Source organism: Allorhizobium undicola ORS 992 = ATCC 700741 (assembly GCF_000621665.1).
Lineage (GTDB): Bacteria > Pseudomonadota > Alphaproteobacteria > Rhizobiales > Rhizobiaceae > Allorhizobium > Allorhizobium undicola.
In genome coordinates, this window is record NZ_JHXQ01000016.1 from 103,836 (window position 1) to 114,729 (window position 10,894).

Annotated in this window: 12 protein-coding genes; 9 read left to right on the plus strand and 3 right to left on the minus strand. The window is 53.3% G+C overall.

Annotation, left to right across the window (positions count from 1 at the left end; translation table 11 throughout):
- Nucleotides 1–134 precede the first annotated feature (134 nt).
- On the plus strand, nt 135–938 hold the full coding sequence (locus T424_RS0114340; RefSeq protein ID WP_027488350.1) for a BglII/BstYI family type II restriction endonuclease: 804 nt from the start codon (nt 135–137) through the stop codon (nt 936–938).
- Nucleotide 939: 1 nt separating this feature from the next.
- Here T424_RS0114340 and T424_RS0114345 read toward each other — a convergent pair whose 3' ends face one another.
- The gene (locus tag T424_RS0114345) at nt 940–1,602 is read right to left on the minus strand and encodes an MT-A70 family methyltransferase (RefSeq protein WP_027488351.1); all 663 of its coding nucleotides are present in this window, start codon (nt 1,600–1,602) and stop codon (nt 940–942) included.
- 526 nt (nt 1,603–2,128) lie between these two features.
- Here T424_RS0114345 and T424_RS0114350 point away from each other — a divergent pair.
- A complete protein-coding gene (locus tag T424_RS0114350) occupies nt 2,129–2,890 on the plus strand; it encodes a helix-turn-helix domain-containing protein (protein ID WP_027488352.1) in 762 nt (253 codons plus the stop codon).
- Complete coding sequence (locus T424_RS22965; protein ID WP_210164397.1) at nt 2,887–3,279, plus strand: plasmid mobilization protein; 393 nt, start codon at nt 2,887–2,889, stop codon at nt 3,277–3,279. The genes T424_RS0114350 and T424_RS22965 overlap by 4 nt, the downstream gene beginning before the upstream one ends.
- Before the next feature lie 21 nt (nt 3,280–3,300).
- Here the strand turns inward: T424_RS22965 and T424_RS0114360 are convergent, their stop codons facing one another.
- Nucleotides 3,301–4,515, minus strand: coding sequence for a DUF6236 family protein (locus T424_RS0114360; RefSeq protein WP_027488353.1), 1,215 nt, complete (start codon nt 4,513–4,515; stop codon nt 3,301–3,303).
- A 102-nt stretch (nt 4,516–4,617) separates the two neighbouring features.
- Between T424_RS0114360 and T424_RS22600 the strand changes: the two genes are divergently transcribed.
- The 6 genes from T424_RS22600 to T424_RS0114390 all read left to right on the plus strand — a co-directional run bounded on the left by T424_RS22600 (nt 4,618) and on the right by T424_RS0114390 (nt 9,748).
- A complete protein-coding gene (locus tag T424_RS22600) occupies nt 4,618–4,782 on the plus strand; it encodes a hypothetical protein (protein WP_154664922.1) in 165 nt (54 codons plus the stop codon).
- 3 nt (nt 4,783–4,785) lie between these two features.
- Nucleotides 4,786–5,118, plus strand: a complete 333-nt coding sequence (locus tag T424_RS22605) for a hypothetical protein (protein WP_154664923.1) — start codon at nt 4,786–4,788, stop codon at nt 5,116–5,118.
- A gap of 72 nt (nt 5,119–5,190) precedes the next feature.
- Complete coding sequence (locus T424_RS0114375; protein ID WP_245269566.1) at nt 5,191–7,035, plus strand: type IV secretory system conjugative DNA transfer family protein; 1,845 nt, start codon at nt 5,191–5,193, stop codon at nt 7,033–7,035.
- A gap of 174 nt (nt 7,036–7,209) precedes the next feature.
- Nucleotides 7,210–7,446: a helix-turn-helix domain-containing protein gene (locus tag T424_RS0114380; RefSeq protein WP_027488356.1), complete on the plus strand. Its 237-nt coding sequence runs from the start codon at nt 7,210–7,212 to the stop codon at nt 7,444–7,446.
- 105 nt (nt 7,447–7,551) lie between these two features.
- The gene (locus T424_RS0114385) at nt 7,552–8,685 is read left to right on the plus strand and encodes a hypothetical protein (RefSeq protein WP_154664924.1); all 1,134 of its coding nucleotides are present in this window, start codon (nt 7,552–7,554) and stop codon (nt 8,683–8,685) included.
- Entirely contained in the window at nt 8,675–9,748 is a 1,074-nt protein-coding gene (locus T424_RS0114390; RefSeq protein WP_027488358.1) for a hypothetical protein, read from the plus strand. Before T424_RS0114385 ends, T424_RS0114390 begins: the two co-directional genes overlap by 11 nt.
- An 11-nt stretch (nt 9,749–9,759) precedes the next feature.
- On the opposite strand, the gene T424_RS0114395 is transcribed toward T424_RS0114390, so the two are convergent.
- Nucleotides 9,760–10,629, minus strand: a complete 870-nt coding sequence (locus T424_RS0114395; protein WP_245269569.1) for a DNA adenine methylase — start codon at nt 10,627–10,629, stop codon at nt 9,760–9,762.
- Nucleotides 10,630–10,894 lie beyond the last annotated feature (265 nt).

Here is a 10,894-nt window from a genome sequence, read left to right on the forward strand (position 1 = left end):
TTCTGATCACCGGGAATATTATGGAGAACTTTACGCCCGCGCCTCTTGGGCGAGACCAAGTATGCTACTCTACGATAGGTCTAGTCAGGCAGCTTATGCTACCATGAAGTAACGAATCGTTTTCAGGGTTGGCAATGTTTCAAAAGTTAATAGACAGAGGTTTTCAGGTTGAAATTCATTCGCATGCGGAAGCTATCCTCAGCGTCGATTTTCCCGATGCAGTTACCGAACTTGAGGCAGTTGTTGGCGCCCTGTCTATCCCAATTGAAGAAATAATAGGCTCTGGCGGTGGCGAGACCCAGGGAACTCAGCGGTTGAGAAACGGCTTGGCCGATGTGGGTTGGAAAAAGCTGAATTTCGTCGTCGAAAAACGGATCAACGGAGTAGCGCGTGAAGCGATTTCGCACGAAATTGATCACGTCAAAAAATTCCCTGCAGGTGTGATCGCTTGTGAAATCGAATGGAACAACAAAGATCCTTTTTATGACCGCGATCTTGAAAATTTTAAGCGTCTTCATGCAGACGGGGCTATTTCGGTCGGCATTATAATAACTCGTGGCACCACAATGCAGGATCAGATGCGCGAGATGGTGCACCGGTTCGCTGTTGAAAAAGGCTTGAACTCACACGAAGCGGTTGAGGCATTTGGTATGGCCAGAACAGCTCGTCAGAAAAAAGAAGTGGAACGTCGGCTGAAAGCTGGCGTGTCCTATGAAGAAGCATGGGCCACACACTTTGTCTCGGACAAGTATGGAGCGGCGACCACCCATTGGGCTAAGCTTGAGGACCGTGTTCGTCGCGGTGTGGGAAATCCTTGCCCGCTGGTTCTAATCGGGCTTCCGGCATCTATCGTCACTTTTAATGAAAACATCAATCTAGCGGAAATTGCAGACGCAGAGGAGACGATGGTAGAAAAAGGAATCGTCTCCTCCGGATAACTTATTCAGCCGCTTCCAATCGATCTGTGCTGGAGTTGTGCCCATATGTCTTCCATGTGGGCTCATACGTTTCGTCGGCCTGATTACCCCAGGTGGTCCACCCTTTGCGAAGGCCGCGCCCGAACATTTCCAGATAAGGTCCCGGTGAGCAGCTTTCGATCAGCGGATACTGTTCATCTGGCTTGCGGGAATGTTCGCGTTTTCTGGTGCCGATATAGTTTACCTGAGACCGGCCTGGAGGCAGCGTTCGAGCGTTCTTTCCCCGCGTTCCAAACAGAATCAGTTCCGTAACGTTGCGGAAGTAAAAGCCTACGCCACGACCATCGGAACCGCCGTCCTTGCGGAGTTTGTGCCACACGATATTGGCCTTGTAATTGAAGCCCCATGCTTTCATCACTTCCAAGCCTTCAGGCAGGAGCGCGTTAGGGACCCAAAGGTAAAGATGCGCTGTGGGTGCACAAGCGGTTGCGACAGGAAGGGCTTTGATAGCATCAAGTTCCATGGTGCCATAGCGATTGAGACGCTTGTGCTCTGGAGCAACTTTGCCGGTCCTGTTCATAAACTGCCATGGCGGATCAGCCATAATGGTCGCGAACTTTCGGCCCGAGATAAAGTTCGTAAAATCGTCTGAAGGCGACGGAGCGTCGGTGTTGCGGTTCAGCATTCGCTTCCGATTCCCTTTTTGTTCGTTTTCCGAAACGTATGTCACTGTGGATAGAAAGGCGAGTGTAAAACGTGAAGATTGGATGGGGCTGTACAAAAATTCATAAATGATCACCTTCGTGCCACACGGCGTACGCGGCCTGGCTCGCGGAGTTCCTCTCATCCGCAACCTTATGCGTCTAAATTTTGCAGAAGAGCTTCTGGCTGCTGCGCCTCACAATCCGGCTTTTTGCGGGAGCAGGTCTAACCGGGCCAATTTTTACAAATTTCATTTTTCCGGTTTTAGGTGTCAAAATTCCGGAAGTTCGCGGCGAGCTACATTGAAAATTCTCGTTTAAAATCAATTACTTGTGGCGATTGGTGGACCCGGAGGGCCTGCTGAATTCCAAGAAAATCAGCCGCTTAACCCCGTGTGGGACGAAAACCCCGCGTCATAAAAATCAATGGCTTAAGAAAGCCGCCATCCCACTTTTTCCGGCCATTTCCGACCCCTCTTTCCTGGTCGTATCGCGGCCAGGGAGGCGCGCATGAGCGGGGCGCGGCCATTTCGGGACGTGAAGCTGCAATGGCTTCAGCAGTTGAGCTGCGACAAGGATTTGAGCGACAGCGCGCGGTCCGTGGCGCTCTATATCATCACCACGCATTTGAACGGCCACACCGAGAAGGCGTGGCCGTCCTATCAAACGATTGCCGACGCGACCGGCAAGAGCGTCAAGACCATTCAGCGCGCCGTCCGTGAACTTGAGGTCAAAGGATGGTTCGAGGTCCAGCGCGGAAATGGCGTCGGGCACAACACAGAATATCGTCCCTCAGCAGCATCGATTTTACGCGCATCGGACGCCCGCGAAAAGACGGACAAAGTTGTCACCCTTTACCCTGACAAAGGCGGTCAAAATCGTCCGGAAAGGCGGTCAGATGTGTCCAGCGAAGGGGGACAAATATGTCCACCAAACTTAGAGAAAGAAAAAATATATAAACCTAACCCGCGCGAGGACGCCCCGCCGCGCGTCGAGACGCGGCGAGCCGTCCCGCTCGTTTTCGTGGCCGAGACCAAGGTGGATCAGGTCGAGCAATGGCGCACCTGGTTGCGACGTCACGGCTTTCCCTCGATCGATGCCTTGGGCATGCGGACGGTGAAAACCGGAAAGCCCGGCTATGCCTTGCCCAGCTATTGGCCACCGGACGAGACAAGCCCGAATGCGCTGGATTGGATCGCTTTCTTCAGCAGTCGCCGTGATCACATCGCCCAAGAAACCGCCCGACAAACCAACCTTCGGAGGGCCTCATGACGGACGGCGATTTGAAGGGAGCAAGGCGACCCCTGTCATACGGCGAGCCGTCCGACAGGGAGCCTTGTGAGGGGAGGGAAGCCTCCCCTTCAAACCCCACCAAGAGCACGCGGCGATCGCCCAAAGGCGAACTCAATGCCGTCGTGGTTTTCCGCTGCACGGCATCGGAAAAGCAGGCGCTGACCGCACGCGCAGCGCGGGCCGGTCTGCCCTTCGCCACGCTGATGCGGGAAGCGCTCGGCCTCACCGAGGCGCGCCGCCGCCGTCCGGTTCCCAAGGTGGACCCGGAGCTGGTGCGCGCCGTCGAGCGGGCGTTGTCGGACACCCTTGAGCAGTTCACGATGTCGGTGAGCCTCTGGAAAATCGAAGCAAGCCATTCTCATTGGTAACCCGATGCACAGAATCTCGAGTTACGCATACCTTGAAGCAGAGAATTTTTTCTCGACATCAAGCAGATATGTGTACGGCGATGCTCGACGCGCCTTACTGCGCGCCAGATGGGTTCTCACTGCGACATCAGTAATAGCAATCGCAGCACCCGCCGCTAACAAGGTTGTTCCAGTCAGACCAGAGAAATAGGCAAGCGCACCTCCAGCTGGAACCGAAATAGTAACCGCACGTTGGGTTCCATCCCAAACAGATTGGATTGAACTGTCGCTCAATTCTCCCTTCAACGCTTCGAGCTTTGGCCGTATTCTGGTGACATAGGCGTCCCTAGCGCGCTCTTCTAACTCCCTATCAGTTTCACAGTTTGTTATCTTTGCTGATAAATCTTCGAATTGCGCCGAAAGCTCAGCTAGCTGCGTTTCACGCGAACGCCGAAATGCCAGAAGCTTGTCAATACGGACGTCAGGATCTACGCGAATTGCTTCCATAACTAACGAAACAAGCGCGCCTTTTTTGTCTGACTGAGTCGACGGCTTAACATCATCGAGCATACTATTAAGGTTTACGCCCATAGATGGCTCTTCGTTCGTTAGAGCTGCGAGATCAGTTTCTTTGGCTAAAAGTGCAGCAAGCGCAGACATGTATACCTCAGCGAAACGTCCATCAACCAATAGCCATTCACCGTCATTGTGGTAATTGCGGCCTGCACGGCGCATTCTATCAAGGAGATACGGCGACATTTTTTGAGGATGGATCATCCCATACTGGAGATCATCGAACATATCCTGCAATTCGGGAGACAGCTTTTCAGGGTGCATGGCTGCCAATCCTGCCCTTATCGCAAGACTTCTCATTTCTGGAGACAGCTTCTCCGGATGTATCCGGGCTTGCCTGAATTGATCACGGATACTCATTCCTATCTTATCAGCGTGCATGAGCGCTCGTGCATTTGGATCTGAGCCCATTCCGTCGGAGTCAAGGTCGTTTCTAAAAAAGCCCGAGTCGATTAGTCCAACAACACGCTTTCCCAGTGTATCGAGGAGATCTGGATGCAAATCGCATCTCAATGGCTCAAGAAAACCCTCTTTGTAGAGAATATTTGAATCCCGACTTTCATACGGATTTTTTACCGCGCGCGGTACAATGGTTTTGATTTCATTCCAGAACAAAACTGCCGAACGAATCCATTTTCGGTCGTTTATATCGATATGCGGATAATAAAGTGCTGCCCCCAGCATAATCCCTCCATTTAAAAAGCAACCCAAAGAAGTGTTGCAAATATTTCCACACCTGTACAGGCATTACTGAGCTTCACCGCCAGTTGGTTTTGGGCGGGCCTGATGATCGACCGCGCCCAGAGCGCCAGCCTCTGGCAGATGGGCTTGCAGATCAACCAGACCAACAGCGGCAAAGTCCTGACATGGGACGTCAACCGCCTTCAGCTGATCACCTGTCAGGCAGGGACCGGCAAAACCCCATGCCTGAAGATCGTCCAGGGAGATTGACCGATGACCGGAACGACCAGACCACCGATGACCGAGAGCCTGTCGCCGCTGGAGCGCGAATTGCTGGGTTACGTCGAGACTTTGATGAACACCTTGCAGAGCGGAACCGCGCAGTTCGAGGCGCTGGAGAAACGCTCGACCGACATAATCGAAAACCGGCAAGCGGCTTTGGAAGGATCGCTGAAATCGCTCATCGCGTCACAGGCTACCTTCATGAGCGCCTGGCTCGCCTCCGGCAATCCTTCCAGCGACACGGCCTCGACCGAGCTGGCGGAAGCGTTCGCACTGCTGGAGCAGGCCGAAACGATGCTGGAGGCGGTCGCGCCGCCGACGTAGCAGCCCGATCGCCCGCGCCCGGTCGCGGCCGTAACTGATCCTCATTTCCGTCTGGAGTTTCGATCCCTGAATTTGATCATTCAGCCCTACCGCTATGCCCTTTCCATTGCCATCGTGGCCGCCGGTTTCCTGCTGATGGAAACCGCACCGTTGTTCTGGCCACCGATCTACCAAAACGCGCGCGCCGCCATCCTGGTTATGTTTTGCGGGTTTGCGCTGTTGACGTTGGCGGGAGACACCCAGGGCCGCATCCGCAGCGCGTCGGGCTTAGCTGTGGGGGCTGCCCTCCTTGCCGCGTCTGCTCTCGCCCTTACCGACCCGACCATTGCGGCCGGCGTCCTGCTCGACAGCTTTAAGGCTTGGCGAAATGCCGGCTATTCCGGAATCGAGAGCATCCGAGGCATGGTATCGACATGGGACCGCTTCACAGAAGCGCAGAAACTTGCTTTGCAAACCAGCCTCGCCATCGGCCTGCCTGTGCCGCTGTTCCTCATTCTGCGAGCGATCTCGATAGCCGCCCCCGCTTCGTCTAGCCGGGTTTCAAAACAAGGCCCATGGCGCGCCCGATGGATGAATCGCCAGGAGTTGCGCCAGCTCCGCCACAACGATACGGGCTTGCCGCTCGGTCTCTCCGGCGGCGCAATGCTGCGCTACCGCCCCAACCCGAAGACCGGATGGCGTGCCGGCCATCACGTCGCCATCGCCGGCACGCGCGCCGGGAAAGGTGTTTCCGTCGTCATTCCCGCCATCATCGACCATGACGGGCCGGTCGCGGTCCTCGACATCAAGGGCGAGAACTTCGCCGTGACGCGCCGCTTTCGGCAGTCGCTCGGCCGCCAGGTCGTGGTTCTCAATCCCTTCGGCGTCATCGAGCCATCCAAGGACCGTTTCAATCCGCTCGACTATATCCGGCAAGCGCACCTCGTCCGCGACATCGAAGTCATTACCGAGGGGCTTGTTCGACCGGAAGGCGGAAACGGCGCGCACTTTGCCGAAATGGCGAAATCCATGATTGCCGCCGTGATCGAGGTCGTCATGACCAGGCGCGCGGAAGCCGATCGCAACCTGATCACGGTCATGGACCTCCTGTTTTCCGCAGGCTTTGAAAAGACCCTGACGGAATGGGCTGGAGCGCCGGAGACATTCGGAACCCGCCCGGCTGCCGCCGCTGCCACCTTCCTTGCAGCCGGCGAGAATGAGCGCGGCGCGATCAAGACGACGATCAAGAAGGCATTCGATTGGGCGCGTTCCGACGAACTGCGCAGTTTCATCGCTACCTCCACATGCTCGCTCGAAAACCTGTTCGAGGGCCGCGCCGACCTCTTCATGGTCGTGCCGCTCGACCAGGTTGACGCCCAGGCCGTCTTTCTCCGGCTGCTGACAAACATCATTCTTGGTATGGCCGTGCGTCTTGAAGGCGCGAAGAAGCCAAAAAAGAATGTGCTGCTGGTGCTGGACGAGTTTGTCCGCCTCGGCCGGATGGAAAAGCTGATCAACATCGCCAACGTCGCCGCCGGCTGCGGCATCGAGGCGCTATTCATCACCCAAGACAAGGGCCAGATCGAAAGCGTCTACGGCAAAGGCGACACCGCCAGCATTCTCGGCTCCTGCGTCACCACCCGCATTTTCGGCCTTGGCCGCGCCGAGTTCGAAACCGCCAACTGGGCCGCAAACGCCCTTGGCGATCAGACGGTGTTGACCCGAACGAAGCAGTCGTCCGCCAAATTCGGCGAGAGCCGCCAGACGTCTACCGCCGAGCAACGGCAGAAGCTCATGACCGCCGATCAGATACTGGAAATGAAGACCGGCAAGATGCTGTTGCTGACGGGCTCGAAACCGCCAGCGCTGGTTGACGCGATCGTGTCGCATCGGCATCCGGCATATCGGGGGAAGCTGGATCGGAACCCGATGATATAGCCGGCATCCATGGCGCTTGATCGAAATCGCTGCGAATACCAATTAGCGCGGCTTTCAGTCTAAATATGCCGAAGTTCACGGTATCGCATCGGCTCCACCGGGATTTTCCCGATCGGGCAATTTTACTCGACAATGGCGCTGATATGTTGCTATTTTCCCGATCGGGAAAGAAAAATGGCGAAACAAGTCAGAAGTCCAGCCGACATTGGCGCCCTAGTCCGCAGCATACGCAAGGAACAAAACTTGCGGCAGGACGAGCTTGCCGGCGTCGCAGGGGTTGGAGTGCGACTAATCGTCGATATCGAAGCCGGAAAACCGACTGCGCAAATCGGAAAGATTCTGCACGTGCTCGCGATACTCGGCTGTTCGATCGACATTTTCGAACCCGGCGAAAGAAAGCGGTTGGGATAGACTTTGGTATCAGCGAAACAGCAATTCTAAGGTGCTAACGCAGTCGCCGCGCTTTTCGGATTCGTGTTTGACAAAAGCCGACCTACAAAGAAATGGAATGCAAATATGATGCCTTCGAAGCTAAAGTTTGAGCGAATTCGCGTCAAGACGGGCGCTTTGCTTCTGGACATTGATAATCCGCGCTTTGGTCTGAAAGACGTAACGGAGGCGGATCAGGCGCTTAGTATTCTGGTGGAGCGAGCCAATCTTAAGGAGCTTTGGGACTCAATTACTTCCCAGGGATGGCTTGAGCTGGAACCAATGGTTTGCATTTCGGCAGACAACCTTCCTGGACATTACATAGTCATTGAAGGCAACCGCAGACTGGCTGCAATCACGACGCTGCTTGATCCGAGCCGTCTAGAAAAGAAGCTTCAAGGTCGCGTACCAATTATCTCTCCGGAGTTGCGACTGCAGTTAGAAGAGATTGAAATCGTTCTCGTTCCAAGTAGGCGGGACGCTGACGCATTCATCGGTTTTAAGCATGTAAACGGCCCGGCGAGTTGGGGATCACTCGCGAAAGCTAAATTTGCCAGTGATATGTTTATGAGGTTGATCGGCGAAAGGGTATCAGCAGATTCAGCGCTTAAAGCAACGACAGATGCATTGGGAGACACCACGACCTCAATGCTCAGAATGCTTATGGGCTTTGAAGTGTTGCAACAATCAATAGAACTAGAATTTATTAACTCTGAGCAGGTCGAAGGAAAGTCCTTCGATTTTTCGCATCTATACACAATGATGCCTAATCCCGCTACGCGCGATTTTCTTGGTTTGGGAAGTGATCCATTAAAAGCGGACAATGTCCGAAAAGATCCGGTACCGCCGGAGAAGCATGAGAATCTCAAATATCTCATGGGTTGGCTTTTTGGTGGACGAGATGTTCCGCAAGTTATCAAAGCACAGGGAACGGATCGCCCAACACTTCAAAAAGTTCTCGCTCACAAGGCCGCTACAGAAACACTAATTAAGGGGGGCGTATTAGAGCACGCCGCGGCAAAAGCAGGCTTAGACGTGGATGCGTGGAGGTCCCGTCTTATCAAAGCAGAGTCGCAGGCGAAATCGCTGCTAACCGACCTATCGGAGGTTCAAAGCAGGCTTGATGAAGGGCAAGTTCTAGATGCTATTGATCGTTCTTCCAGTCTGAAATCCACCTATAATACAATTTTGAGCTCCCTGAAGTCGTTCAATGAAGATTGAGTTTTCCCCGATTTATTCGTTTGGGCAGCAAAATATTGCGGCTTATATCCTTGAATTGTCTGCCCTAATAACGGGAGTTGGTCTTCTAGAAGATGCTCAGCCAGACTTGGCTGCGCTGCGATTGGAGTTGATTGCCGATCCGGCAGCTTTCGACCTGGAAGACGAGGCGGATTACTTGGAGGCTGAAGAGTTAGGCGCTAAAAATTTGGCCAGTGAGAAGCTTGGCTTCGCGATCACACGAGAACTTGAGAGCCGCAGGGACACTTTCGGAGATGCTTACCCATTCGTGATTGCAGGTGGATCATCTCCGAGTGTGACAGTAAAGGATGATGAGAATTTAACAGCCATCGGTGTCGCGGTCGTCATATTGAGCATATTTGACGCTTTGCAGGACAATGATGTAGCGCAAATGTCCTCGGCTGATCGCACAGCTTTCGCAAAGATGTTCGAGCCACTTTTCGAAATAATCAGCGCATATGCTCTTTCTGCTGAAATTGAGGGAGCCGTGTGGTGGGCTGGTAGAGCTCGAGGGCATACTCGCTTCTTACGGCAGCTTCGCAATATGGCTTCGTTTGTAGGTTCGGGACTAGTTCGAACGTCTGATCAACTTGAAGAAAACCAAGTTGGCGTCAACGACGGTGGCGTTGATGTTTTTGGTATTAGTACGCTCTACGGTCAAGTAAACGCCAACGCAGTTTGCCACTTACTGGGAGCAACAATACAAAAAACATCGAGACGCAACAAGATCATCGGTGCGGCTTCATTGGAGAGGTTTCGAAACTTCTTTATTAACAGACCGAATTTACAGCTATCTGGAGTTCTAGCAATACCTTTTCGCTCAACCTTGGCGGAGGCGCAAAACTGCAGAGATCAAAACTGCAGGTATTACCCACTGGATGTTATCAATAGAAATATTGGTGAAACATCAAACCGTGTGTGGCATCCAGGCTTGCTGAGATTTAGACGGATGATCGACAAACAGCTAATCTCAAAGGCCCGTCCGCTAGCCGCAGCCCTTAAAGTTTCGATTGCCGGAGTGGAGCGCGACATGCGCACCCTTTAGTGGCGTTACAACTACCTGACTAGTATTTCCATTTCCTTGCGAACACTTCTCAGGCTATAGTTCACGCTAAGGTGGTATATATTCCGTTTGGAGTATAGACTCCTTATCAGTGGATGATCATCGTACGTGAGAACCCACTTTTCACAAGTGCCAGATTGCAGAAATATTGCCAGGTCATTATGTTTTTGCTCGGTCATCGCATTGAGATACAGCCTGCTGCCTGCAGTTACATAAGGTGGATCGACAAAGTACAATGTTTGATCGGGAGCCAGTGTCGTAGATTTATCCTTAAGGAACGATAGAGCGTCTAGGTTGGATATTTTGATCGACCGCCGGTTCTCTCCAAGCCACCGAACGCGTTGCATTACAGTGTCGATGTAATACCTCGCATCTATCTTCCATCGACCGCTTTGATCGTATCCGCCGATTGGCCCAGAGCCCAAGACTATTCCGGAACGGCTCGTTCGATTTACAAAAAACGTAGCAAATCCGACATCGAAGGAATACCCAGGACCGGCATTCACTACTAAGTCTTTCATCCCCAAGAAAGTCTCTACTGACACGGGGGTCTTCGCTATCTTATCAAGAAATCTTTCATTTTCTTGCAAGATGGCCTTCCAAGCCGAGAAAATTCGTGGGTCAGCATCATTCAAGTGAATTTTTGAAACGCAGCCCTTTGCCAATAGACTGATTGCAGCTCCTGCTCCGCCACAAAATGGCTCCACATAATGCCTTTGCCTTCGCCGTGGCATCTCATCCAAAATGCTTGCAAGATAGCCCGTCAGAAACGTTTTCCCGCCAGGGTAGCGAAAAGGCGACATGTACTCTGCGGTACGTAGCTTTGGAAAGTCGAGGAGATTGATTAGAGGTAAATGCTCCATATGGCTATCCAACGACTCGTGTTCTCTCTTGGCATGCGCTTCAGCGCGGCACGCATTATCACAGGCTGTGCGTTTTGTCATTGTGGAGCAGAGCTATTCGAGATCACAGCCTCCGGTACTAGTTATGGCGTAAGCATCCGGTGAAGGCCGCGGTTCAGGCCGCTTGAGCACTTATACGCATCCTCACTGATTAGAACCCATTGGCCCATTCTCTACGCCCGATGGACATGATGCGCCAGGGCTGGCTTTCGAGCTTGCGCCAGGC

Bases quoted from the DNA above. Each gene is read 5' to 3' on its own strand.
- T424_RS0114340 (WP_027488350.1), top strand. From the start codon at position 135: ATGTTTCAAAAGTTAATAGACAGAGGTTTTCAGGTTGAAATTCATTCG.
- T424_RS0114345 (WP_027488351.1), bottom strand. From the start codon at position 1,602: ATGCTGAACCGCAACACCGACGCTCCGTCGCCTTCAGACGATTTTACG.
- T424_RS0114350 (WP_027488352.1), top strand. From the start codon at position 2,129: ATGAGCGGGGCGCGGCCATTTCGGGACGTGAAGCTGCAATGGCTTCAG.
- T424_RS22965 (WP_210164397.1), top strand. From the start codon at position 2,887: ATGACGGACGGCGATTTGAAGGGAGCAAGGCGACCCCTGTCATACGGC.
- T424_RS0114360 (WP_027488353.1), bottom strand. From the start codon at position 4,515: ATGCTGGGGGCAGCACTTTATTATCCGCATATCGATATAAACGACCGA.
- T424_RS22600 (WP_154664922.1), top strand. From the start codon at position 4,618: ATGATCGACCGCGCCCAGAGCGCCAGCCTCTGGCAGATGGGCTTGCAG.
- T424_RS22605 (WP_154664923.1), top strand. From the start codon at position 4,786: ATGACCGGAACGACCAGACCACCGATGACCGAGAGCCTGTCGCCGCTG.
- T424_RS0114380 (WP_027488356.1), top strand. From the start codon at position 7,210: ATGGCGAAACAAGTCAGAAGTCCAGCCGACATTGGCGCCCTAGTCCGC.
- T424_RS0114385 (WP_154664924.1), top strand. From the start codon at position 7,552: ATGATGCCTTCGAAGCTAAAGTTTGAGCGAATTCGCGTCAAGACGGGC.
- T424_RS0114390 (WP_027488358.1), top strand. From the start codon at position 8,675: ATGAAGATTGAGTTTTCCCCGATTTATTCGTTTGGGCAGCAAAATATT.
- T424_RS0114395 (WP_245269569.1), bottom strand. From the start codon at position 10,629: ATGGAGCATTTACCTCTAATCAATCTCCTCGACTTTCCAAAGCTACGT.